Origin of the sequence: Pseudomonas graminis, assembly GCF_001705435.1 — a bacterium.
Lineage (GTDB): Bacteria > Pseudomonadota > Gammaproteobacteria > Pseudomonadales > Pseudomonadaceae > Aquipseudomonas > Aquipseudomonas graminis_B.
Genome location: NZ_MDEN01000069.1, coordinates 227,367 through 249,719 on the forward strand (window position 1 = coordinate 227,367; position 22,353 = coordinate 249,719).

Below are 22,353 nucleotides of genomic sequence, written 5' to 3' on the forward strand. Positions count from 1 at the left end.
GTTGCGACCCGGCACGCGCTGCTGATAAGGACTGACGTTTCCCATGTTAACCATCGCACTGTCCAAGGGCCGTATCCTCGACGACACTTTGCCGCTGCTCGCTGCGGCGGGCATCGTGCCGACCGAGAATCCGGACAAGAGCCGCAAGCTGATCATCCCCACGACCCAGGCCGACGTGCGCTTGCTGATCGTGCGTGCCACCGACGTGCCGACCTATGTCGAGCATGGCGCTGCGGATCTCGGCGTCGCGGGCAAGGACGTGTTGATGGAATACGGCGGTCAGGGGCTTTATGAGCCCCTCGACCTGCAAATCGCCCAGTGCAAGCTGATGACTGCAGGTGCAGTCGGCGCCGTCGAACCCAAGGGTCGGCTGCGTGTGGCGACCAAGTTCGTCAATGTTGCCAAGCGCTATTATGCCGAACAGGGCCGTCAGGTCGATATCATCAAGCTGTACGGCTCCATGGAACTCGCGCCGCTCGTGGGCCTGGCCGACAAGATCATCGACGTCGTCGACACCGGCAACACGCTGCGTGCCAACGGCCTCGAACCCCAGGACATGATTGCCCACATCAGCTCCCGTCTGGTGGTGAACAAGGCATCCATGAAAATGCAGCACGCCCGTATCCAGTCGTTGATCGACACCCTGCGCACAGCCGTGGAGTCGCGACACCGCGGTTGACTGAATCGCGTGACCCTCAACAGGATCACGCCCAGCTATCCGTGTCATAGCCAAATTTCTCAGGTGCCCGCGCGGATGGCTTGCTAGCTTAGGCATCTGCCTATCCTTGCAACTGACATCGCCACCTGAGAAATCGCCATCATTGAGGCCCACGCTATGACCACTCCCAACGCTATTCGCCGACTCAACGCTGCCGATCCGGATTTCGCCCGTCATCTGGATCATCTGCTGAGCTGGGAAAGTGTGTCTGACGACTCGGTCAATGAGCGTGTGCTGGACATCATCAAGAACGTGCGCGAGCGCGGCGATGCGGCGTTGGTGGAATACACCCGTCGTTTCGACGGGCTGGACGTGGCGTCGATGGCGGACCTGATTCTGCCGCGCGAGCGTCTTGAGCTGGCACTGACCCGCATCACGCCCGCCCAGCGCCAGGCCCTCGAAAAAGCGGCCGACCGCGTGCGCAGTTACCACGAGCGGCAGAAGCAGGATTCCTGGAGCTACACCGAGGCCGACGGCACCGTGCTGGGCCAGAAGGTCACCCCGCTGGACCGCGCCGGCCTGTACGTGCCGGGCGGTAAAGCCTCTTACCCATCGTCAGTGTTGATGAACGCCATTCCGGCCAAAGTTGCTGGCGTGGGCGAAGTGGTCATGGTCGTGCCGACCCCGCGCGGTGAGCTCAACGAGCTGGTACTGGCGGCGGCCTGCATCGCCGGCGTCGATCGCGTGTTCACCATCGGTGGCGCGCAGGCGGTTGCGGCGCTGGCCTATGGCACTGAAAGCGTGCCGCAGGTGGACAAGGTTGTCGGCCCGGGCAACATCTATGTGGCCACCGCCAAGCGTCATGTTTTCGGTCAGGTGGGCATCGACATGATCGCCGGCCCGTCGGAGATTCTGGTGGTGTGCGACGGCCAGACCGATCCTGACTGGATCGCCATGGACCTGTTCTCCCAGGCCGAGCACGACGAGGACGCCCAGGCGATTCTGGTCAGCCCGGATGCCGAATTCCTTGACCGGGTCGCGGCCAGCATCGCCAAACTGATGCCGACGATGGAGCGCGCGGAAATCATTCAGACCTCGATCAATGGCCGCGGCGCCTTGATCAAAGTGGCCGACATGACTCAGGCCATTGAAGTCGCCAACCGGATTGCGCCGGAGCACCTGGAGTTGTCGGTGGCTGATCCACAGGCCTGGCTGCCGCAGATCCGCCACGCCGGCGCGATCTTCATGGGCCGCCACACCTCTGAAGCGCTGGGCGACTACTGCGCCGGTCCCAACCACGTGTTGCCCACTTCGGGCACCGCACGGTTCTCATCGCCGCTGGGCGTGTACGATTTTCAGAAACGCTCATCGATCATTTTCTGCTCGGAGCAGGGCGCGTCCGAACTGGGCAAAACGGCTTCGGTGCTGGCACGCGGCGAGTCGTTGACCGCCCACGCCCGCAGCGCCGAGTATCGCATCGTCGACACCGAACAAGAGGGCAACTGAGCATGAGCAAATTCTGGAGTCCCTTCGTCAACGACCTGGTGCCTTATGTGCCGGGCGAGCAGCCCAAGCTGACCAAACTGGTGAAGCTCAACACCAACGAAAACCCCTATGGCCCGTCGCCCAAGGCGATCGATGCCATGCGTGCGGCGGTCAGTGATGAACTGCGTCTGTATCCCGATCCCAACAGCGATTTGCTGAAGCACGCGGTGGCGCGTTATTACGGCGTCGACGCCAGTCGGGTGTTCCTCGGCAACGGTTCGGACGAGGTGCTCGCCCACGCCTATAACGCGTTCTTCCGACAGGCCAAACCGTTGCTGTTCCCGGACATCAGCTACAGCTTCTATCCGGTGTACTGCGGCCTGTATGGCGTCGACTACGAAGCCGTGCCGCTTGACGAACAGTTTCAGATTCGTGCCGAAGATTACGCGCGTCCCAATGGCGGCATCATTTTCCCGAACCCGAACGCACCCACCGGCTGCCTGTTGGCCCTCGATGCCGTCGAGCAGATCCTCAAGAACAGCCCGGATTCAGTGGTGATCGTCGACGAGGCGTACGTCGACTTCGGCGGCGACACCGCGATCAGCCTGGTGGATCGCTATCCGAACCTGCTGGTCACTCAGACACTGTCCAAATCGCGCTCCCTCGCCGGGCTGCGGGTGGGCCTCGCAGTGGGGCATCCGGACCTCATCGAGGCGCTGGAACGGGTCAAGAACAGCTTCAACTCGTATCCCCTGGACCGTATGGCCATTGTCGGCGCAGCAGCGGCCTTCGAGGATCGCGCGTATTTCGAGAGCACCTGCCAGCGCGTGATCGCCAGCCGTGAAGCGCTCGTCGAGCAGCTGGAAGGCAAGGGTTTTGAGGTGCTGCCATCGGCCGCGAATTTCATCTTTGCCCGTCACCCTCAGCATGACGCAGCGGGTCTGGCGGCAAAGGTACGGGAGCAGGGCGTGATCGTGCGCCACTTCAAACAGGCGCGCATCGCGCAATTCCTGCGCATCACCATCGGCACGCCTGAACAGAATCAGGCGTTGGTGGATGCCTTGGGGGACTTGTCGAGCTGAGTTGACGGCTGCTTCATCGCAACCGATCAATCCTCCGCCGCAGGCGCCGTTGTCTGCGGTGGACGCACGCCCACCTCGGCGCTCAGCTTCAGTTCCTTGCCGTTGCGCATGACCTCAATGGCGATCTTGTCGCTCGGCTTGGTGCGCGCCACCTGATTCATGGAGCGGCGCCCGTCGCCCGCGGGCTCGCCGTTGATGCTCAAAATCACATCACCCAGCTGCAATCCGGCCTTCTGCGCCGGCCCATCGCGGAAAATCCCGGCGACCACGATCCCTGGGCGGTCCTTAAGGCCAAAGGACTCCGACAGTTCCTCCGTCAGCGGCTGTACCTCAATCCCCAACCAGCCGCGAATCACCTGACCGTGCTCAATGATCGACTTCATCACCTCCAGAGCCAGCTTGGTCGGAATCGCAAAACCGATGCCTTGGGAGCCACCGGACTTGGAGAAGATCGCCGTGTTGATCCCGGTCAGGTTGCCATTGGCGTCCACCAGTGCGCCGCCCGAGTTGCCGGGGTTGATCGCGGCGTCGGTCTGAATGAAATCTTCGTAGGTGTTGAGGCCCAGCTGATTGCGCCCGGTGGCACTGATGATGCCCATGGTCACGGTCTGGCCCACGCCGAACGGGTTACCGATGGCCAACGCAACGTCGCCGATGCGGATGGCATCGGAACGGCCGAGGGTAATGGACGGCAGGTTCTTGAGGTCGATCTTCAGGACCGCAAGGTCGGTTTCCGGATCGCTGCCGACGACTTTGGCGATCGTCTCGCGGCCGTCCTTGAGCGCCACGACAATCTGGTCTGCACCGGAGGTGACGTGGTTGTTGGTCAGCAGATAGCCTTCCGGACTCATGATTACGGCCGATCCCAGGCTCGACTGCATGCGCTTTTGTTTAGGCAGGTTGTCGCCGAAGAAACGACGAAACTGCGGGTCGTCGAACAGCGGATGGTTGGGTTTATTGCTGTTGTTGACCATCTTGGTCGTGTACAGATTCGCCACGGCGGGGGCGGCGTTGCTGACGGCGTCCGCGTACGATACCGGGCCCTGTTGCACAAAGGTCTGCTGGGGCGCTTGTTGCAGGTTCACGTCCTGGCTTGGAAGCCCGACCCACTGGGGATAGCGCTGGATTATCAATAAAGCGATAAGCACACCAGCGAGCAAGGGCCAGCCGAGAAAACGCAGCGCTTTGAACATTGAGCGGAGTCCTGAAGGTAGAAGCGCCTAGCTGCGCCATAATGGCCGGCATTATACGAGGACCGACACGGTCTGGACTGCATATTTAGGAGAGTTTTATGGCCGTTGCCCTGAGCACCCTGGTGGAAGAAGCGGACCGCTATCTCGGTAGCGCGCGGATTCAGGATTATTGCCCGAACGGCCTGCAGGTCGAGGGTCGGCCGCAGGTCAGGCGAATCGTCTCCGGCGTCACCGCGAGTCAGGCGCTGCTGGACGCGGCGGTGGAGGCCAATGCCGATCTGGTGCTGGTGCATCACGGCTATTTCTGGAAAGGCGAGAATCCCTGCATCACCGGCATGAAACAGCGTCGGCTGAAAACGCTGCTCAAGCACGACATCAGCCTGCTGTCCTATCACTTGCCCCTCGACCTTCACGCCGACGTGGGCAACAACGTTCAGTTGGCCCAGCAACTGGAGATCACCGTCGAAGGCCCGCTGGACCCGGACAATCCGCGCATCGTCGGGCTGGTCGGCTCACTCAGCGAGGCGATCACGCCACGGGATTTCGCCCACCGCGTGCAGACTGCATTGGGGCGCGAGCCGCTGCTGATCGAGGGTGAAGGGATGATCCGCCGGGTCGGCTGGTGCACCGGAGGCGGGCAGGGCTACATCGATCAGGCCGTTCTGGCCGGCGTGGACCTGTATTTGAGCGGGGAGGCGTCCGAGCAGACTTTTCACAGCGCCCGGGAAAACGGTATCAGCTTCATCGCCGCCGGCCATCACGCCACCGAGCGGTATGGTGTGCAGGCCCTGGGCGATTATCTGGCGCGGCGCTTTGCCCTTGAACATCTGTTTATCGATTGTCCGAACCCGATCTAACGCGTCCTGAGGTCCAAAGCCTGAGCTATATGGATAGATCGTTTCGATCTATCCCCGCCGCTGAATAGAAGCAGGCGCCATGATAAAGTGCCTCGCTCGATAGAGCCCGCAGGCTCTCCACACACGTACGTTATCCGTGAGTAACCATGGTCGACAAACTGACGCATCTGAAACAGCTGGAGGCGGAAAGCATCCACATTATCCGCGAGGTCGCTGCCGAGTTCGATAACCCGGTGATGCTGTACTCCGTCGGTAAAGACTCTGCCGTGATGCTGCATCTGGCGCGCAAGGCCTTCTTTCCGGGCAAGCTGCCGTTCCCGGTGATGCACGTCGACACACGCTGGAAATTCCAGGAGATGTACCGCTTCCGCGACAAGATGGTCGAGGAGATGGGCCTGGATCTGATCGTGCACGTGAACCCGGACGGCGTCGCGCAGGGTATCAACCCGCTGACCCACGGCAGCTCGAAGCACACCGATATCATGAAAACCCAAGGCCTCAAGCAGGCTCTGGACAAGCACGGCTTTGATGCCGCGTTCGGCGGTGCCCGCCGTGACGAAGAGAAATCCCGCGCCAAAGAGCGCGTGTATTCCTTCCGCGACACCAAGCACCGCTGGGACCCGAAAAACCAGCGTCCCGAGCTGTGGAACGTGTACAACGGCAACGTCAACAAAGGCGAGTCGATCCGCGTGTTCCCGCTTTCCAACTGGACCGAGCTGGACATCTGGCAGTACATCTACCTCGAAGGCATTCCGATCGTCCCGCTGTATTTCGCCGCCGAGCGCGAAGTCATCGAGATGAACGGCACCTGGATCATGATCGACGACGACCGCCTGCGTAATCACCTGTCCGACGAGGACAAGAAGCGCATCGTCAAGAAGAAGGTCCGCTTCCGCACACTGGGCGACTACCCGTTGACGGGCGCTGTCGAGTCCGAGGCCACCAGCCTCACCGACATCATTCAGGAAATGCTCCTGACGCGAACTTCCGAGCGCCAGGGCCGGGTCATCGACCACGATGGCGCAGGCTCGATGGAAGAAAAGAAACGCCAAGGCTACTTCTAGCTGCAAGCAGCAAGTTGGAAGCTTCAAGCCGAAACGCTGAAGCTCACTTGAACCGGAAGAATTTTGACTAGCTGTATGCCGACGAGCTTGCCGCTTGAAGCTTACAGCTTGGAGCTTGAACCCAATGACCCATCAATCTGAATTGATCAGCGAGGACATCCTCGCCTATCTGGGCCAGCATGAACGCAAGGAAATGCTGCGTTTCCTGACCTGTGGCAACGTCGACGACGGCAAGAGCACGTTGATCGGGCGTCTGCTGCACGATTCCAAGATGATCTACGAAGATCACCTGGAAGCCATCACCCGCGATTCGAAGAAATCCGGCACCACCGGCGATGAGGTCGATCTGGCGCTGCTGGTCGACGGGCTGCAGGCCGAGCGCGAGCAGGGCATCACCATCGATGTCGCCTACCGCTACTTCTCCACCGCCAAGCGCAAGTTCATCATCGCCGACACCCCCGGCCATGAGCAGTACACCCGCAACATGGCCACCGGTGCGTCCACCTGTGACCTGGCGATCATTCTGGTGGACGCCCGCTACGGCGTGCAGACCCAGACCAAGCGCCATAGCTACATCGCCTCGTTGCTGGGCATCAAGCACATTGTGGTCGCCATCAACAAGATGGACCTCAATGGCTTCGACGAGACCATCTTCGAGCAGATCAAGGCCGATTACCTGGCGTTCGCCGACCGCATTGCGCTGAAGCCGACCACCATGGAATTCGTGCCGATGTCGGCCCTCAAGGGCGACAACGTAGTCAACCGGAGCGAGCGTTCGCCGTGGTACACCGGCAAGTCGCTGATGGAGATTCTTGAAACCGTCGAGATCGCCAACGACCGCAATTTCACTGACCTGCGTTTTCCGGTGCAATACGTCAACCGTCCGAACCTGAACTTCCGCGGTTTCGCCGGCACCCTGGCGAGCGGCATCGTGCACAAGGGCGACGAAGTGGTTGTGCTGCCGTCCGGCAAGAGCAGCCGCGTGAAATCCATCGTCACCTTCGAAGGTGAGCTGGAGCATGCGGGCCCGGGTCAGGCGGTGACGCTGACCATGGAAGACGAAATCGACATCTCCCGTGGCGACCTTCTGGTGCATGCCGACAATGTCCCACAGGTGGCCGACGCCTTCGACGCCATGCTGGTGTGGATGGCCGAAGAGCCGATGCTGCCGGGCAAGAAATACGACATCAAACGCGCCACGTCCTACGTGCCGGGTTCGATTGCCAGCATCACCCATCGTGTTGACGTGAACACGCTGGAAGAAGGCCCGGCCAGTTCGCTGCAGCTGAATGAAATCGGCCGCGTGAAGATCGCACTGGACGCGCCGATTGCCCTCGACGGCTACGACAGCAACCGCACCACGGGCGCGTTCATCGTCATCGACCGTTTGACCAACGGCACCGTGGCGGCCGGCATGATCATCGCCAAACCGGTGGTTGCGGGCGGCGGGAGTCATCACGGCGCGCTGGCCCATGTTTCGACAGAAGAGCGCGCTCAGCGCTTCGGCCAGAAGCCGGCCACCGTGCTGTTCAGCGGTTTGTCGGGTGCAGGCAAGAGCACGCTGGCGTATGCGGTGGAGCGCAAGCTTTTCGACATGGGCCGTGCGGTGTTCGTCCTTGATGGCCAGAACCTGCGTCACGACCTCAACAAGGGCTTGCCGCAGGATCGCGCCGGCCGCACCGAGAACTGGCGTCGTGCCGCCCACGTTGCGCGTCAGTTCAACGAAGCCGGCCTGCTGACCCTCGCGGCGTTCGTCGCGCCGGACGCCGGCGGTCGGCAGAATGCCAAGGCCCTGATCGGCGATGATCGACTGATCACCGTGTACGTACAGGCGTCGCCTCAAGTCTGCCGCGAGCGTGACCCGCAAGGGCTCTACGCTGCCGACAAGGACAACATCCCGGGTGAATCCTTCCCGTATGACGTCCCGCTGGACGCCGACCTGGTCATCGACACGCAGTCTCTGAATGTCGAAGAAAGCGTCAAGCAAGTGCTGGATCTGCTGCGAGCTCGCGGCGCGATCTAAACGCTGTTCGCTGTACAAAAACCCGCCGATGATGGCGGGTTTTTTGTTTCCCTCCATTACCCGTCGCCGCCAACCGACTGCCCACAAAAAAGCCCGCCGTTGGTTAGCAACGGCGGGCTTTTGGTGTTTCGAGTCGCGTTATTTTTTCAAGCCGTAATGCTCATCCAGCATGCCGGGGGAGTCAGGCGACTTGGGCGCGTAGTCCTTCGGCGGTTCAGCCGCGGTGCGCGGTGGCGTCAGGCGATCGCGGTGTGGATGGAGCGCGTCCGGGTGCAGCGCGGCCAGCAGGCGTTGACGGGTGATGTCGTCGGTGGCCAGGCGGTTGGCGCCTTCGGCCAGATGCTCCTGAACATCGTGGTAGCTTTGCGACAGCTTCTGCACCAGATTGGCGGTGCTGTTGAAGTGAGTGATCACCTCGTTCTGATACGTATCGAAACGCTCCTGAACGTCATCCAGCTGGCGCTGAGTCCCGTTAGGCACGGCATTGGGCAGCGCGCGCGCCACGAAGAAACCGATGATCACACCAACCACCAGGGCGATGGTCGGCAGCAACCAAACTAAGAGCGAGTAATCCACGAGTCCTTCCTCTATAAACGGCTTTGCTTTACGTTAACGGCTCGAACCTGCGCTGTATAGCGGCGACGTGTCGCCAGCCTGCCAGCCACAGACAATCAGCTAGACGAGTCGACCCAATTGAAGGTCACGGAGTTCATTCTTGCTCATGCGTGAGACCCCTGTATTCATCGACGGCCCGGCGGGCCAACTTGAAGCGTTGTACCTCGATCTGGACGAGGCCAGAGGCATCGCCCTGATATGCCATCCTAACCCGGTTCAGGGCGGCACCATGCTCAATAAAGTGATTTCGACCCTGCAGCGCACCGCGCGCGATGCCGGTCTTATCACCCTGCGCTTCAACTATCGTGGCGTTGGCGCGAGCGCCGGCAGCTCGGACATGGGGGAGGGCGAAGTCGACGACGCACAGGCGGCGGCGAACTGGCTGCGCGACAAACATCCCGACCTGCCCATGACCTTGCTCGGGTTTTCCTTCGGCGGTTTCGTGGCGGCTACCCTGGGCGGGCGTCTTGAGGCCAAGGGCGAAACCCTGAAGCATCTGTTCATGGTCGCACCAGCCGTGATGCGCATCGCCAGTGTGGAAGCATTGCCGCAGAAGGGTCTGCTGACGCTTATTCAGCCGGACACCGATGAAGTCGTTGACCCACAACGTGTGTACGCGTGGTCTGACACGCTTCAGCGCCCCCATGAGCTGCTGAAAGTGGCAGAATGCGGGCACTTTTTTCACGGCAAGCTGACCGATCTCAAGGATCTGATTCTGCCGCGCCTTTCGAATTGATCGCAGCACCCAAAATAAGCGACTCGCCATGACCACTCGTATCCTGACCGGTATCACCACCACCGGCACACCGCACCTGGGCAACTACGCCGGCGCCATCCGCCCGGCCATCGTTGCCAGCCGCCAAAGCGATGCCGACTCTTTCTACTTTCTGGCTGACTACCACGCGCTGATCAAATGCGATGACCCGCTGCGCATTCAGCGCTCGCGTCTGGAAATCGCCGCGACCTGGCTCGCGGCAGGGCTGGACGTCGAGCGCGTGACGTTCTATCGCCAGTCCGACATTCCGGAAATTCCCGAACTGACCTGGCTGCTGACCTGCGTGGCCGGCAAGGGCCTGCTCAACCGCGCCCATGCCTACAAGGCGTCGGTGGACAAGAACGTCGAAGCCGGCGAAGACCCGGACGCCGGTATTACCATGGGCCTGTTCAGCTATCCCGTGCTGATGGCCGCTGACATCCTGATGTTCAACGCCCATCAAGTGCCTGTCGGCCGCGATCAGATCCAGCACGTCGAGATGGCGCGCGACATCGGTCAGCGCTTCAATCACCTGTTCGGTAACGGCAAAGAGTTCTTTGTAATGCCGGAAGCGCTTATCGAAGAAAGCGTCGCGACGCTGCCTGGCCTGGACGGTCGCAAGATGTCGAAGAGCTACGACAACACCGTCCCGCTGTTCACCAGCGCCAAAGACATGAAGGACGCGATCTCGCGCATCGTCACTGACTCGCGTCTGCCAGGCGAAGCCAAGGATCCGGACACGTCGCACCTGTTCACGCTGTACCAGGCATTCGCCAGTAAAGAGCAAGGCGACGAGTTCCGCACCGACCTGTTGCAGGGGTTGGGTTGGGGCGACGCCAAGCAACGCCTGTTCCAGTTGCTGGACGCGGAGTTGGGCGAAGCCCGCGAGCATTACCATCGCCTGATCGAGCGCCCCGCCGACCTGGAAGACATCCTGCAAGCGGGCGCCGAGAAGGCCCGTCGTGTGGCCACGCCGTTTCTGGGCGAACTGCGTGAAGCGGTCGGCCTGCGTTCATTCCGCACCGCCGCGCAAACCGTCACGTCGACCAAGAAGAAGGCCGGCAAAGGCCCGCGCTTCGTCAGTTTCCGTGAAGACGACGGCAGTTTCCGTTTCCGGTTGCTGGCGGCCGATGGCGAGCAACTGCTGCTGTCGCGCCACTTCGCAGACGGCAAGGCGGCCGGCGCCGTGACCAAACAGCTGCAGCAGGGCGGTGAGCTGGACATTCGGCCCGAAGGCGATGCCTTCACCTTGTGGCTGAGTGACACCTGTGTCGCCGACGGCCCGGCGTTCGCCGATGCCGCCGCCCGTGACGCCGCGATCGAGAGCCTGAAACTGGCGCTCGCGCCACAACAGGATTAATTGCCATTCCAATGGGCCGTCGCTACAGTGACGGCCCGTTTTTGCTCCCTTGCAAGCGACTATGACCCCTCTAGAACGATACCAAGCTGACCTGAAGCGTCCGGACTTTTTCCACGACGCCGCGCAAGAGAATGCTGTGCGCCATCTGCAGCGTCTGTACGACGATCTGGTCGCCGCCCATGACCGCAAGCCGGGATTGCTGGGCAAGCTGTTCGGCAAGAAAGAAGCCCCGATTGTGAAGGGGCTGTATTTCTGGGGCGGTGTGGGCCGGGGCAAGACCTACCTGGTCGACACCTTCTTCGAGGCGCTGCCGTTTGAAGACAAGACGCGCACGCACTTCCACCGCTTCATGAAGCGTGTGCACGAGGAAATGAAAAACCTCAAGGGCGAGAAGAACCCGCTGACCCTGATCGCCAAGCAGTTTTCCGAGGAAGCGCGGGTGATCTGTTTCGACGAATTCTTCGTATCGGACATCACCGACGCGATGATCCTCGGCACGCTGATGGAAGAGCTGTTCAAGAACGGCGTGACCCTGGTCGCGACGTCGAACATCGTTCCCGACGGCCTGTACAAGGACGGTTTGCAGCGTGCGCGCTTCCTGCCGGCGATTGCGCTGATCAAGCAGAACACCGAGATCGTCAACGTCGACAGCGGCGTCGACTATCGCCTGCGCCATCTTGAGCAAGCGGAGCTGTTCCACTTCCCGCTGAACGAAGCGGCAGAGGAGAGCCTGCGCAAGAGCTTCCGTGCGTTGACCCCGGAATGCACCAAGGCCATCGAGAACGATGTGCTGATCATCGAGAATCGGCAGATCAAGGCGATCCGTACCTGCGACGATGTGGCGTGGTTCGACTTCCGTGAGCTGTGCGATGGCCCGCGTAGCCAGAACGACTACATCGAACTCGGCAAGATCTTCCATGCGGTGCTGCTCAGCGGCGTGGAGCAGATGAGCGTGACCACGGACGACATCGCGCGTCGGTTCATCAACATGGTCGACGAGTTCTACGACCGCAACGTCAAGTTGATCATCTCGGCGGAAGTCGAATTGAAAGACCTGTACACCGGCGGCCGCCTGAACTTCGAATTCCAGCGCACGCTCAGCCGATTGCTGGAAATGCAGTCCCACGAATTTCTGTCGCGGGCGCATAAGCCCTAGGCGGGAGCTGCAAGCTTCAAGCGGAAAGCTGCAAGAGGAGATCTCGCTCACCTGCAGCTTGAAGCTTGCCGCATGAAGCTGCTGTCAGGCCGCCTGCTGGAACTGCTGCCGGTACTGGTTGGGCGACAGGTCGGTATGTTGACGGAACAGCCGTGCGAAGAAACTGGCGTCGTCGTAGCCCACTTCGTAGCTGATGGTCTTGATGCTCTTGCGTGAGCCTGACAGCAAGCCCTTTGCGGTTTCGATGCGCAGGCGTTGCAGGTAATGCAGCGGCTTGTCGCCCGTTGCGGTCTGGAAGCGGCGCATGAAGTTGCGGATGCTCATGCCGTGCTCGCGGGCTACATCCTCGAAACGGAATTTGTCGGCGAAGTGTTCTTCGAGCCAGTGCTGGATCTGCAGGATGATCACGTCCTGGTGCAGCTTTTGCCCACCAAAACCAATCCGTCCCGGTGCGTAGCTGCGTTGCACTTCGTAGAGAATGTCGCGGGCGACGGTCTGCGCAACATGGGCGCCGCAGAAGCGCTCGATCAGGTAGATATAAAGATCACACGCTGAGATCGTGCCGCCTGCGCAATACAGGTTATCGGCGTCGGTGAGGTGCTTTTCCTGATTCAGCAGCACGTTCGGAAAACGCTCGGCGAATTCGTTGAAAAACCGCCAGTAGGTGGTCGCCTCCTTGCCGTCGAGCAGCCCCGCATCCCCAAGCCAGAACACACCGCTGGCCTCACCGCAGAGCACAGCGCCGCGCGCATGTTGCTCGCGCAGCCACGGCAGGATTTGCGGATAGCGCTCGCGCAGGGTGTCGAAGTCTTCGACGAAAGCGGGAAGGATGATGATGTCGCTGTGTTCAAGCACACCGTCTACAGGGATCACGACGTCGCTGAAACTGCGAACTTCCTTTCCGTCCGGGCTGACCAGTCGGGTTTCGAAGGCCGGCTTGAAGCCCTGCCCCAACTGCTTGCCGTAGCGCAGGCTGGCGAGGTGAAAGAAGTCTTTGGCTTGCATGAGCGTGGACGCAAAAATGCCATCAATCGCAAGAATGCTGACACGCCGCAATGGCGTGTTGGGTTGGATAGACATAGTCTTTTGTTCTTATATGGGAAAGTGGTCAAGCAACGGCGTGATCGTCTTATTTTTTGTCGGATGTGTCCAGTGTCGCCGTCAACCGGCTGCGCCTACGCTCTGCTGAAGTTTTGTCCGACAATCCTTCGCGCCAGGTGCAGCCATGCTCGCCAGAACACTCTTCAGCTCAGAACACGAACTGTTCCGTAACAGCGTCCGCAAGTTCTTCGAACAGCACGCGGTGCCGTTTCATGCCCAGTGGGAGAAGCAGGGCCACATCGACCGTACGCTGTGGAACCGGGCGGGGGAGCAGGGCATGTTGTGTTCGCACCTGCCGGAAGAGTACGGCGGCATGGGCGCGGACTTCCTCTACACCACGGTGGTGATCGAGGAAATCTCTCGCCTCGGCCTGACCGGTATCGGGTTCTCTCTGCATTCGGATATCGTCGCGCCGTACATCCTCCACTACGGAAGTGAGGCGCTGAAGCTCCAATATTTGCCCAAGCTGGTGTCGGGGGAGCTGGTGACCGCCATCGCGATGACCGAACCGGGCGCGGGGTCCGACCTGCAAGGGGTCAAGACCACCGCAGTGCTGGATGGCGACGAGTACATCATCAATGGTTCGAAAACCTTCATCACCAACGGGTTTCTCGCTGATCTGGTGATTGTCGTCGCGAAGACTGATCCCGGTGCAGGCGCGAAGGGCACCAGCCTGTTTGTCGTGGAGGCGGGCACGCCCGGTTTTGCGAAGGGCAAGCGATTGGAAAAGGTCGGCATGAAGGCGCAGGACACGTCGGAATTGTTCTTCCAGGACGTGAGAGTGCCCAAGGAGAACCTGCTGGGTCAGGCCGGGATGGGTTTCGCGTATTTGATGCAGGAGCTCCCGCAGGAGCGCCTGACGGTCGCCATCGGCGCCATTGCCTCCGCCGAAGCGGCCTTGCAATGGACGCTCGACTACACGCGGGAGCGCAAGGCGTTTGGCAAGGCCATCATCGATTTTCAGAACACCCGCTTCAAACTGGCCGAAATCGCCACTGAAGTTCAGATTGGTCGTACGTTCATTGATCGGTGCCTGGAGTTGCACCTGGAAGGGAAGCTGGATGTGCCCACGGCGGCCATGGCGAAATACTGGTCAACTGACCTGCAATGCAAGGTGCTGGACGAATGCGTGCAGCTGCATGGCGGCTACGGCTTCATGTGGGAATACCCGATCGCCCGGGCGTGGGCCGATGCGCGGGTGCAGCGGATTTATGCCGGGACCAACGAAATCATGAAAGAGATCATTGCCCGGTCTCTGTGAAGTCGGGACTGATCCTGAGAGAACCTTCGGCTTTCAGACCCTACTCGGTCTCACAGCGCATACGGCCCCTGTGGGAGTGAGCTTGCTCACGAAGACGGTATACCAGCTGTTGGAAAGCAGCGGATGTATCGGCCCTTTCGCGAGCAAGGGGGAGCGCCACTCCGGTCGCTCCCACAAGTCAATCAGCTATCAGGCAATCACCGATCACGGCGCAGGATTCGGCTGATCCTTGTGAATCGCTTCAATGCCCGCCAGCACTTCATCCGACAGCACCAGTTCCGCGCTCGCCAAGTTGCTTTCCAGCTGCTCGAGCGTCGTTGCACCGATGATGTTGCTGGTCACGAAGCTGCGGCTGGTCACGAACGCCAGCGCCATTTGCGCGGGATCAAGACCGTGCTCACGCGCCAGCGCAACGTAGCGCGCGCAGGCCGCTTCCGATTGCGGATTGAAGTAGCGCGTGAAGCGGCTGTACAGGCTCAAACGGCCCTTGGCAGGGCGAGCGCCGTCGGCATATTTGCCGGACAACATGCCGAACGCCATAGGCGAGTAGGCCAGCAGGCCGCACTGCTCGCGAATCGCCACTTCCGCCAGACCCACCTCGAAGCTGCGGTTGAGCAGGTTGTAGGGGTTCTGAATAGACACCGGGCGCGTCAGGCCATGGGCGTCGGATTCAGCGAGAAACTTCATGGTGCCCCACGGCGTTTCGTTTGACAGACCGACGTGGCGGATCTTGCCGGCCTTGACCTGCTCGTCCAGCGCTTCGAGCACTTCCAGCAGCGGGGTGAAGTGCTCCTCGCTGTGGTTGTAACCCAGCTTGCCGAAGAAGTTGGTGCTGCGCTCAGGCCAGTGCAGTTGATACAGATCGAGGTAATCGGTCTGCAGGCGTTTGAGGCTGGCATCCAGCGCCGCGACGATGTGATCGCGGTTGAATTTCAGCTGACCGTCACGGATGTAGTCGATGCCGTTGCCGGGACCGGCGATCTTGCTGGCGAGGATCCAGTCAGCGCGGTCGCCGCTCTGCTTGAACCAGTTGCCGATGATGGTCTCGGTGCTGGCGTAGGTTTCTTTCTTCGGCGGGACCGGATACATCTCGGCGGTGTCGATGAAATTGATGCCGGCGGCCTTGGCCCGTTCGATCTGCGCGAAGGCCTCGGACTGGCTGTTCTGCTCGCCCCAGGTCATGGTGCCGAGGCAGATTGCGCTGACATTGAGGTCGGTTCTGCCCAGTTGGCGGTAGTCCATTTGGCTCTCCTGTTTAAAAGAGCCATAAAAGCAGGTTGAAATTTTTTTCGCAATCTGCATAATTCCGCTCCTCTTTGTCGCTGGAGTGATGCCCGGCGACAAAAGAAACCGCTGCGATCGAACGCGCTGACCCGAGCCCCCTATAGCGTTCGTGCCCGGCGGCCTTTGACTTGTCAAAGACCGTACTAATGAGTATGCTCCGCCGTCTATTTTTCAGGGCGGCCTTTGAGGCTATAAAGAATGAAAACTTTTACCGCTAAACCGGAAACAGTAAAGCGCGACTGGTTCGTCGTCGACGCTGCTGGTCAGACCCTGGGTCGTCTGGCCACTGAAATCGCGAGCCGTCTGCGTGGCAAGCACAAGCCGGAATACACTCCGCACGTTGACACTGGCGACTACATCGTCGTGATCAATGCCGAGCAGATCCGTGTGACCGGTGCCAAGACCACCGACAAGATCTACTACTCTCACTCCGGTTTCCCGGGCGGGATCAAGTCGATCAACTTTGAAAAGCTGATCGCCAAAGCTCCTGAGCGCGTGATCGAGACCGCGGTCAAAGGCATGCTGCCTAAGAACCCGCTGGGTCGCGACATGTATCGTAAGCTGAAAGTCTATGCGGGCGCTGCACACCCTCATACTGCTCAGCAGCCCCAAGAACTGAAGTTTTAACGGAATAGTTCATTATGTCGGCGACTCAAAATTACGGCACTGGCCGTCGCAAGACCGCAACCGCTCGCGTTTTCCTGCGTCCGGGTACCGGTAACATCTCCATCAACAACCGTTCCCTGGACTCGTTCTTCGGTCGCGAAACTGCCCGCATGGTAGTTCGTCAGCCGCTGGAACTGACTCAGACTGTCGAGAAATTCGACATCTACGTCACTGTCATCGGCGGTGGTGTGAGTGGTCAAGCTGGCGCAATCCGCCACGGTATCACCCGCGCTCTGATGCAATACGACGAAACCCTGCGCGGCGCTCTGCGCAAAGCAGGCTTTGTCACTCGCGATGCTCGCGAAGTTGAACGTAAGAAAGTCGGTCTGCGTAAAGCGCGTAAGCGTCCGCAGTACTCGAAGCGTTAATTCGCTTCCGTTCAAAAAGAACGCTCAGTTTCTATACGAAGCTGGGCGTTTTTTTATGGCTGTCTTTTATGGCTGTCGTTTATTGATTTCGAGGGCCTGATCAAGGAGATCTCGGATGCTGACGGGAGAGGGCGCAATGGGCAATGACGGTGTTAACACGGCCCGGCGTCGCTTCCTCGTGACAGCCACGTCTGTGGTAGGCGCAGCTGGAGCGGTCGGCGCCGCCGTGCCATTTGTGGGTTCATGGTTCCCCAGTGCCAAAGCCAGGGCGGCGGGAGCGCCTGTCAAAGTCAACATCAGCAAGATCGAGCCGGGCCAGCAGATGATCGCTCAATGGCGCGGTCAGCCGGTGTTCATTGTCCGTCGCACGCCCGAGATCCTGTCCAGTCTGAGCAAGCTTATCGGCGAACTGTCCGACCCTGATTCAAAGGATTCCATCCAGCCTGCCTATGTCGATCCGGTTGTCCGTTCAATCCGGCCTGACATCCTGCTGTTGATCGGCATCTGTACCCATCTCGGCTGCTCGCCTACGTTTCGGCCCGAAGTCGCCCCGGTCGACCTGGGCAAAGATTGGGTCGGCGGATATTTCTGCCCTTGTCACGGCTCCAGGTACGACCTTGCCGGACGCGTCTACAGGGCGCAGCCTGCACCGCTGAATCTGCCAGTGCCCCCGCATTCCTACGAGTCGGACTCAATCATCGTCATTGGTGTGGATCAGGAGAAAGCGTGATGAGCAGGCTCATGGACTGGATCAATGCGCGCTTTCCCGCGACTTCGATTTGGGAGAACCACCTCAGCAAGTATTACGTACCCAAGAACCTCAACTTCTTCTATTTCTTCGGCTCGCTGGCGTTGCTGGTGCTGGTCAACCAGATCCTCACGGGCATCTGGCTGACGATGAGTTACACGCCCACAGCTGAGGGGGCCTTCGCCTCGATCGAGTACATCATGCGTGACGTCGCATACGGCTCAATCCTGCGACTGCTGCACTCGACTGGCGCATCGGCGTTCTTCATCGTCATCTACTTGCACATGTTTCGCGGGCTGCTGTACGGCTCATATCAGAAGCCGCGGGAGTTGGTCTGGGTTTTCGGCATGCTGATTTATCTAGCGCTGATGGCGGAAGCGTTTACCGGCTACCTGCTGCCGTGGGGGCAGATGTCGTACTGGGGCGCTCAGGTGATCATTTCGCTGTTCGGCGCGATTCCCCTCATCGGGGGCGACCTCGCTCAGTGGATTCGTGGCGATTACCTCGTTTCAGGCATCACACTCAATCGCTTCTTCGCGCTGCACGTCGTGGCCTTGCCGATCGTGATCGTCGGGCTTGTGGTGCTGCATATTCTGGCGCTGCGTGAAGTGGGCTCGAACAACCCCGATGGCATCGACATCAAAAAGTACAAGGACGAGAACGGCAACCCCCTGGACGGCATTCCTTTCCACCCGTACTACACGGTCAAGGATCTGCTCGGCGTCGTGGTGTTTTTGTTGATCTTCTGCTCGGTGGTGTTCTTCTTCCCGGAGATGGGCGGCTACTTTCTCGAGAAGGCCAACTTCGAGCTAGCGAACCCACTCAAGACCCCGGAGCACATTGCGCCGGTCTGGTACTTCACGCCGTTCTACGCCATCTTGCGCGCCATCCCGGACAAGCTCCTCGGCGTCATGGCCATGGGCGCAGCCATCGCCTTGCTGTTCGTGCTGCCGTGGCTTGACCGCAGTCCGGTCAAATCGATGCGCTACAAGGGCTGGCTGAGCCGCCTCTGGCTGCTGCTGTTTTGCGCGTCCTTCGGGACGCTCGGGGTGCTGGGCGTTCTGCCGCCGAGCCCCGGCCGTGCGTTGCTGTCACAGGTCTGCACCTTCCTGTATTTCGCCTACTTCATCCTGATGCCGTTCTACACGCGGATGGGCCGGACGAAGCCGGTGCCGGACAGGGTGACCGGTTGATGAAAACGCTGTGCCTGGTCTTGCTCATTGCCCTGTTGCCGGCGTTGTCGTTTGCCGGTGAGCATGGCGCGGAACTGGAAAGCGTCGATATCGACGTGTCCGACAAGGGGGCCCTGCAGGATGGCGCGCAGACGTTCGTCAATTACTGCATGGGTTGCCACAGCGCCAGTTTCCAGCGCTATGAACGCGTCGCGGACGATTTGGGCATTTCCCACGAGCTGATGCTGGAAAAGCTGGCGCCTGCCGGAGCGAAGATCGGCGATCACATGACCATCGGCATGCAGCCGGCGGATGCGAAAACCTGGTTCGGTGCAGCACCGCCCGATCTGACCCTTGTGGCGCGGGTACGCGGAACTGACTGGCTCTACGGTTACCTGCGATCATTCTACGAGGACCCGACGCGGCCCTGGGGCGTGAACAACAGCGTTCTCCCCGACGTGGCCATGCCCAACGTGCTGGAAGGGCTTCAGGGGCGTCAGAGGCTCGGCTGCCAGCAGGTACCGCGTGGCGAAGGCGACAAAAAAAGCGATGGGCCTGCTGGCTCGCCGTTGACCGATCAAGCCTGCGATCAAATGATGATCATGCCCAACACCGGCACGCTGACCGAAGAACAGTTCAACGTGAAGGTCAAGAACCTCGTGACCTTCCTCGCTTACTCAGCCAACCCAGACAAGCTCCAGCACCCGCGCATAGGCACCTTCGTGCTGCTTTACCTCGCCGTGTTGTTCATCCTGGCCTACCTGCTCAAGCGCGAATTCTGGAAAGACATCCACTGAGCGGACGTCTGATTCGCGGGTCTGCGCCGCTTGCGGCTGAGCTGTTTCAGGTAATGAGGGAAGAGCAGGTATAGTGGCGGGCTGAAGATTGCAGAATCTACCTTGAGTAAATGAGCTATCTTGTCGCCCGCGTTGAACACCCGATCATCGTGGACGTCGCCGAAAGCGCCCTCGCGGCGCATCCGTATTTCTGCTTTTTGAATATCTACAAGCGAGGAGGACCGCCATGGGCGTGACCAATCGGTTGGCCTGTTACTCCGACCCCGCCGACCACTATTCCCATCGCGTGCGCATTGTGCTCGCCGAGAAAGGTGTCAGCGCCGAGATCATTGAAGTTGTCGAGGGCCGTCATCCGCCCAAATTGATCGAGGTGAATCCGTACGGCAGCGTGCCAACCCTGGTCGATCGCGACCTGGCGTTGTACGAGTCGACGGTGGTGATGGAATACCTGGACGAACGTTATCCCCATCCGCCGCTGCTCCCGGTCTATCCGGTAGCGCGTGCCAACAGCCGCTTGCTGATCCACCGGATTCAGCGCGACTGGTGCGGTCTGGTGGATCTGATTCTGGACCCGCGCAGCAAAGAAGCTGCACGTGTTCAGGCGCGCAAGGAACTGCGCGAAAGTCTGACCGGTGTGTCGCCGTTGTTCGCGGACAAGCCTTTTTTCCTGAGCGACGAGCAAAGTCTGGTCGACTGCTGTCTATTGCCCATACTCTGGCGCCTGCCGATTCTGGGTATCGAATTGCCGCGGCCCGCCAAGCCGCTGCTTGACTATATGGAGCGCCAATTTGCGCGTGAGGCATTTCAGGCAAGTCTGTCTGGTGCCGAACGCGACATGCGCTAAGGCCTTAGGAGCCGTTTGATGAACTCCAGTCGCCCTTATCTGATCCGCGCGCTGTATGAGTGGATCGTAGATAACGATTGCACACCGCACGTACTCGTCAATGCCGAGTATCCAGCGGTGCAAGTCCCGCAAGGCTTCGCCAATGACGGGCAGATCGTCCTGAACATTTCACCGAGCGCCGTGCGCCATCTGCACATGGACAACGACGCGGTGAGTTTTGAAGGCCGCTTCGGTGGCGTTCCCCACAGCCTGTACGTGCCGATTGCCGCAATCATGGGCATTTACGCCCGCGAAAACGGCCAGGGCATGGTCTTCGACCTGGAGCCTGCTGTGGATGAAGACGAAGATCTGGACGTCGAAGACGACATGCCGCCACCGAACGACGAACCGCCACGCCCTACGGGCCGGCCGAGTCTGAAAGTGGTCAAGTAAGTTGCGCCTGCAGTAACGAAAAAGGCGATCCCGAGGGATCGCCTTTTTTTGTAAGTGCTGATTGGCTCTTGCCACACCGTCAGTCGATGTACTCAAACAGCTTCACGATCTTCTGTACGCCGCCGACGCCTTGCACCAGGTTGGTGGCGCGGGTGGCTTCTGCCTGGGTCAGCAGGCCCAGCAGGTAGACGATGCCGTTTTCAGTCACGACCTTGATGCGCGAGCCAGGGATGGCGCTGTCGGTGAGCATTTCGGTTTTGATCTTGCTGGTCAGCCAGGCGTCATTGCTGCGCGCCAGCATCGAGGACGGGCCGGTGACCTGGAGCTCGTTGTTGACCTTCTTGACCTTCTGCACCTGGCTGGCGGTTTGCTCGGCCAGTTGCTTGAGGTCGGCGCGCGGTGTCTGGCCGGCCAGCAGGACGATGCCGTTGAAGCTGGTCACGACGATGTGCGAGGCGTTGTCCAGATCAGGGTTGGCCTTGGCGATGTTCACCGAGACCTTGGTCTCGATCAGCGAGTCGTCGATCTTGCTGCCGAAGGTGCGTGTACCGCGATCGTCATCGATCGGCGCTTCACGGCTGGCGTTGATCACCGAGCTGCATCCGCTGATGCCCAGGCAGAGCGTCAGGGCCAGCAGGCTAAGACGTTTGGATATCATTCTTCACTCCCGAACAGTTGGCTGTCGATCAAGTCGCAAAGGCAGTGGATCGCCAGCAGGTGGACTTCCTGAATACGTGCGGTGACTTTTGCCGGGACGCGGATTTCAACGTCCTCCGGCAACAGCAGCGACGCGACGTCGCCGCCATCGCGACCGGTCAAGGCTACGACAATCATTTCACGATCATGTGCGGCCTGGATGGCCTGAATAATGTTCGCCGAATTGCCGCTGGTGGAAATCGCCAGCAGCACATCGCCCGGCTGACCCAGCGCACGAATCTGTTTGGAGAAGATTTCGTTGTAGCTGTAGTCGTTGGCAATCGAGGTGATGGTGGAGGTGTCGGTGGTCAGCGCGATAGCGGGCAGGCTCGGTCGCTCGCGCTCGAAACGGTTGAGCAGCTCCGAGGAAAAGTGCTGAGCATCACCCGCCGAACCGCCGTTGCCGCAGGCGAGCATCTTGCCCTCGTTGAGCAGGGCGTTGACCATCACTTGGCTGGCTTGCTCGATGTGGGGGGCAACCACATCCATCGCCTGTTGCTTGGTGTCGATGCTGGCCTGAAAAAGCTGGCGGATTCGGGATTGCATGTCCATCTATGAAAACCTTAATAGGGGCGGCTGGTCGGGGCGGCATCCGATAAGTCATCGGCGTCCGGCACAAAACTGTGCAGCCCGCAAAGCAAAGAGCAAAAAGAGCCAGTGTGGTTCGTTGGGTGGTAAGGGATAAAGCGCAATACCAGAAGCTTCCCGGCTAAAGCCGGTCCTACAAAGCTAAAGCC

Annotated in this window: 23 protein-coding genes; 17 read left to right on the top strand and 6 right to left on the bottom strand. The window is 60.2% G+C overall.

Features of this window, described 5'->3' with window-relative positions; translation table 11 throughout:
• Window positions 1–43: 43 nt before the first annotated feature.
• From hisG to hisC, 3 genes are all read left to right on the top strand, one after another.
• Window positions 44–679, top strand: coding sequence for an ATP phosphoribosyltransferase (gene hisG / locus BBI10_RS23165; RefSeq protein ID WP_065992096.1), 636 nt, complete (start codon window positions 44–46; stop codon window positions 677–679).
• A 156-nt stretch (window positions 680–835) separates the two neighbouring features.
• On the top strand, window positions 836–2,164 hold the full coding sequence (hisD, locus tag BBI10_RS23170) for a histidinol dehydrogenase (RefSeq protein ID WP_065992098.1): 1,329 nt from the start codon (window positions 836–838) through the stop codon (window positions 2,162–2,164).
• Window positions 2,165–2,166: 2 nt separating this feature from the next.
• Window positions 2,167–3,225, top strand: a complete 1,059-nt coding sequence (hisC, locus tag BBI10_RS23175; RefSeq protein ID WP_065992100.1) for a histidinol-phosphate transaminase — start codon at window positions 2,167–2,169, stop codon at window positions 3,223–3,225.
• 26 nt (window positions 3,226–3,251) lie between these two features.
• On the opposite strand, the gene algW is transcribed toward hisC, so the two are convergent.
• Window positions 3,252–4,418, bottom strand: a complete 1,167-nt coding sequence (gene algW / locus BBI10_RS23180) for a Do family serine endopeptidase AlgW (protein ID WP_065992102.1) — start codon at window positions 4,416–4,418, stop codon at window positions 3,252–3,254.
• A 98-nt stretch (window positions 4,419–4,516) separates the two neighbouring features.
• Here algW and BBI10_RS23185 point away from each other — a divergent pair, with 98 nt between their 5' ends.
• The 3 genes from BBI10_RS23185 (at window position 4,517) to cysN (ending at window position 8,362) form a co-directional block, all read left to right on the top strand.
• Window positions 4,517–5,275 (top strand): Nif3-like dinuclear metal center hexameric protein, encoded by a 759-nt coding sequence (locus BBI10_RS23185; protein WP_065992103.1) that lies wholly within the window; start codon window positions 4,517–4,519, stop codon window positions 5,273–5,275.
• A gap of 146 nt (window positions 5,276–5,421) precedes the next feature.
• Window positions 5,422–6,339, top strand: a complete 918-nt coding sequence (cysD, locus tag BBI10_RS23190) for a sulfate adenylyltransferase subunit CysD (RefSeq protein ID WP_065992104.1) — start codon at window positions 5,422–5,424, stop codon at window positions 6,337–6,339.
• A gap of 124 nt (window positions 6,340–6,463) precedes the next feature.
• Window positions 6,464–8,362, top strand: a complete 1,899-nt coding sequence (cysN, locus tag BBI10_RS23195; RefSeq protein ID WP_065992105.1) for a sulfate adenylyltransferase subunit CysN — start codon at window positions 6,464–6,466, stop codon at window positions 8,360–8,362.
• Window positions 8,363–8,500: 138 nt separating this feature from the next.
• On the opposite strand, the gene BBI10_RS23200 is transcribed toward cysN, so the two are convergent.
• Window positions 8,501–8,938, bottom strand: coding sequence for a YhcB family protein (locus tag BBI10_RS23200; protein ID WP_065992106.1), 438 nt, complete (start codon window positions 8,936–8,938; stop codon window positions 8,501–8,503).
• A gap of 145 nt (window positions 8,939–9,083) precedes the next feature.
• On the opposite strand from BBI10_RS23200, the gene BBI10_RS23205 reads away from it, so the two are divergent.
• From BBI10_RS23205 to zapE, 3 genes are all read left to right on the top strand, one after another.
• Complete coding sequence (locus tag BBI10_RS23205) at window positions 9,084–9,713, top strand: alpha/beta hydrolase (protein ID WP_065992108.1); 630 nt, start codon at window positions 9,084–9,086, stop codon at window positions 9,711–9,713.
• Window positions 9,714–9,741: 28 nt separating this feature from the next.
• Window positions 9,742–11,091, top strand: a complete 1,350-nt coding sequence (locus tag BBI10_RS23210; protein ID WP_065992110.1) for a tryptophan--tRNA ligase — start codon at window positions 9,742–9,744, stop codon at window positions 11,089–11,091.
• Between the two features lie 61 nt (window positions 11,092–11,152).
• Window positions 11,153–12,247: a cell division protein ZapE gene (zapE, locus tag BBI10_RS23215; RefSeq protein WP_065992112.1), complete on the top strand. Its 1,095-nt coding sequence runs from the start codon at window positions 11,153–11,155 to the stop codon at window positions 12,245–12,247.
• Between the two features lie 84 nt (window positions 12,248–12,331).
• Here zapE and BBI10_RS23220 read toward each other — a convergent pair whose 3' ends face one another.
• On the bottom strand, window positions 12,332–13,252 hold the full coding sequence (locus BBI10_RS23220; protein ID WP_172612965.1) for a GlxA family transcriptional regulator: 921 nt from the start codon (window positions 13,250–13,252) through the stop codon (window positions 12,332–12,334).
• A 220-nt stretch (window positions 13,253–13,472) separates the two neighbouring features.
• Here BBI10_RS23220 and BBI10_RS23225 point away from each other — a divergent pair, with 220 nt between their 5' ends.
• Window positions 13,473–14,609: an acyl-CoA dehydrogenase family protein gene (locus BBI10_RS23225; RefSeq protein ID WP_065992116.1), complete on the top strand. Its 1,137-nt coding sequence runs from the start codon at window positions 13,473–13,475 to the stop codon at window positions 14,607–14,609.
• A gap of 204 nt (window positions 14,610–14,813) precedes the next feature.
• Here BBI10_RS23225 and BBI10_RS23230 read toward each other — a convergent pair whose 3' ends face one another.
• A complete protein-coding gene (locus BBI10_RS23230) occupies window positions 14,814–15,851 on the bottom strand; it encodes an NADP(H)-dependent aldo-keto reductase (RefSeq protein WP_065992121.1) in 1,038 nt (345 codons plus the stop codon).
• A gap of 240 nt (window positions 15,852–16,091) precedes the next feature.
• On the opposite strand from BBI10_RS23230, the gene rplM reads away from it, so the two are divergent.
• From rplM to BBI10_RS23265, 7 genes are all read left to right on the top strand, one after another.
• Window positions 16,092–16,520, top strand: a complete 429-nt coding sequence (gene rplM / locus BBI10_RS23235) for a 50S ribosomal protein L13 (protein ID WP_019693576.1) — start codon at window positions 16,092–16,094, stop codon at window positions 16,518–16,520.
• A 14-nt stretch (window positions 16,521–16,534) separates the two neighbouring features.
• A complete protein-coding gene (gene rpsI / locus BBI10_RS23240; RefSeq protein WP_065992123.1) occupies window positions 16,535–16,927 on the top strand; it encodes a 30S ribosomal protein S9 in 393 nt (130 codons plus the stop codon).
• Between the two features lie 136 nt (window positions 16,928–17,063).
• Window positions 17,064–17,657 carry a ubiquinol-cytochrome c reductase iron-sulfur subunit gene (petA, locus tag BBI10_RS23245; RefSeq protein WP_065993162.1) on the top strand — a complete coding sequence of 198 codons (594 nt, stop codon included), beginning with the start codon at window positions 17,064–17,066 and terminating at the stop codon, window positions 17,655–17,657.
• The gene (locus BBI10_RS23250; RefSeq protein ID WP_065992125.1) at window positions 17,657–18,868 is read left to right on the top strand and encodes a cytochrome b; all 1,212 of its coding nucleotides are present in this window, start codon (window positions 17,657–17,659) and stop codon (window positions 18,866–18,868) included. Before petA ends, BBI10_RS23250 begins: the two co-directional genes overlap by 1 nt.
• Complete coding sequence (locus BBI10_RS23255) at window positions 18,868–19,644, top strand: cytochrome c1 (protein WP_065992127.1); 777 nt, start codon at window positions 18,868–18,870, stop codon at window positions 19,642–19,644. Before BBI10_RS23250 ends, BBI10_RS23255 begins: the two co-directional genes overlap by 1 nt.
• Window positions 19,645–19,870: 226 nt before the next feature.
• The gene (locus BBI10_RS23260; RefSeq protein ID WP_065992129.1) at window positions 19,871–20,488 is read left to right on the top strand and encodes a glutathione S-transferase N-terminal domain-containing protein; all 618 of its coding nucleotides are present in this window, start codon (window positions 19,871–19,873) and stop codon (window positions 20,486–20,488) included.
• A gap of 18 nt (window positions 20,489–20,506) precedes the next feature.
• On the top strand, window positions 20,507–20,920 hold the full coding sequence (locus tag BBI10_RS23265) for a ClpXP protease specificity-enhancing factor (RefSeq protein ID WP_065992131.1): 414 nt from the start codon (window positions 20,507–20,509) through the stop codon (window positions 20,918–20,920).
• A 79-nt stretch (window positions 20,921–20,999) separates the two neighbouring features.
• On the opposite strand, the gene BBI10_RS23270 is transcribed toward BBI10_RS23265, so the two are convergent.
• Both BBI10_RS23270 and BBI10_RS23275 read right to left on the bottom strand, forming a co-directional pair.
• Window positions 21,000–21,578 carry a BON domain-containing protein gene (locus tag BBI10_RS23270; protein ID WP_065992133.1) on the bottom strand — a complete coding sequence of 193 codons (579 nt, stop codon included), beginning with the start codon at window positions 21,576–21,578 and terminating at the stop codon, window positions 21,000–21,002.
• The gene (locus BBI10_RS23275) at window positions 21,575–22,168 is read right to left on the bottom strand and encodes a phosphoheptose isomerase (RefSeq protein ID WP_065992135.1); all 594 of its coding nucleotides are present in this window, start codon (window positions 22,166–22,168) and stop codon (window positions 21,575–21,577) included. Before BBI10_RS23275 ends, BBI10_RS23270 begins: the two co-directional genes overlap by 4 nt.
• Window positions 22,169–22,353: the final 185 nt, after the last annotated feature.

Coding starts and splice junctions, on each gene's coding strand:
- hisG (WP_065992096.1), top strand. CDS start 44: ATGTTAACCATCGCACTGTCCAAGGGCCGTATCCTCGACGACACTTTG.
- hisD (WP_065992098.1), top strand. CDS start 836: ATGACCACTCCCAACGCTATTCGCCGACTCAACGCTGCCGATCCGGAT.
- hisC (WP_065992100.1), top strand. CDS start 2,167: ATGAGCAAATTCTGGAGTCCCTTCGTCAACGACCTGGTGCCTTATGTG.
- algW (WP_065992102.1), bottom strand. CDS start 4,418: ATGTTCAAAGCGCTGCGTTTTCTCGGCTGGCCCTTGCTCGCTGGTGTG.
- BBI10_RS23185 (WP_065992103.1), top strand. CDS start 4,517: ATGGCCGTTGCCCTGAGCACCCTGGTGGAAGAAGCGGACCGCTATCTC.
- cysD (WP_065992104.1), top strand. CDS start 5,422: ATGGTCGACAAACTGACGCATCTGAAACAGCTGGAGGCGGAAAGCATC.
- cysN (WP_065992105.1), top strand. CDS start 6,464: ATGACCCATCAATCTGAATTGATCAGCGAGGACATCCTCGCCTATCTG.
- BBI10_RS23205 (WP_065992108.1), top strand. CDS start 9,084: ATGCGTGAGACCCCTGTATTCATCGACGGCCCGGCGGGCCAACTTGAA.
- BBI10_RS23210 (WP_065992110.1), top strand. CDS start 9,742: ATGACCACTCGTATCCTGACCGGTATCACCACCACCGGCACACCGCAC.
- zapE (WP_065992112.1), top strand. CDS start 11,153: ATGACCCCTCTAGAACGATACCAAGCTGACCTGAAGCGTCCGGACTTT.
- BBI10_RS23220 (WP_172612965.1), bottom strand. CDS start 13,252: ATGCAAGCCAAAGACTTCTTTCACCTCGCCAGCCTGCGCTACGGCAAG.
- BBI10_RS23225 (WP_065992116.1), top strand. CDS start 13,473: ATGCTCGCCAGAACACTCTTCAGCTCAGAACACGAACTGTTCCGTAAC.
- BBI10_RS23230 (WP_065992121.1), bottom strand. CDS start 15,851: ATGGACTACCGCCAACTGGGCAGAACCGACCTCAATGTCAGCGCAATC.
- rplM (WP_019693576.1), top strand. CDS start 16,092: ATGAAAACTTTTACCGCTAAACCGGAAACAGTAAAGCGCGACTGGTTC.
- rpsI (WP_065992123.1), top strand. CDS start 16,535: ATGTCGGCGACTCAAAATTACGGCACTGGCCGTCGCAAGACCGCAACC.
- petA (WP_065993162.1), top strand. CDS start 17,064: ATGGGCAATGACGGTGTTAACACGGCCCGGCGTCGCTTCCTCGTGACA.
- BBI10_RS23250 (WP_065992125.1), top strand. CDS start 17,657: ATGAGCAGGCTCATGGACTGGATCAATGCGCGCTTTCCCGCGACTTCG.
- BBI10_RS23255 (WP_065992127.1), top strand. CDS start 18,868: ATGAAAACGCTGTGCCTGGTCTTGCTCATTGCCCTGTTGCCGGCGTTG.
- BBI10_RS23260 (WP_065992129.1), top strand. CDS start 19,871: ATGGGCGTGACCAATCGGTTGGCCTGTTACTCCGACCCCGCCGACCAC.
- BBI10_RS23265 (WP_065992131.1), top strand. CDS start 20,507: ATGAACTCCAGTCGCCCTTATCTGATCCGCGCGCTGTATGAGTGGATC.
- BBI10_RS23270 (WP_065992133.1), bottom strand. CDS start 21,578: ATGATATCCAAACGTCTTAGCCTGCTGGCCCTGACGCTCTGCCTGGGC.
- BBI10_RS23275 (WP_065992135.1), bottom strand. CDS start 22,168: ATGGACATGCAATCCCGAATCCGCCAGCTTTTTCAGGCCAGCATCGAC.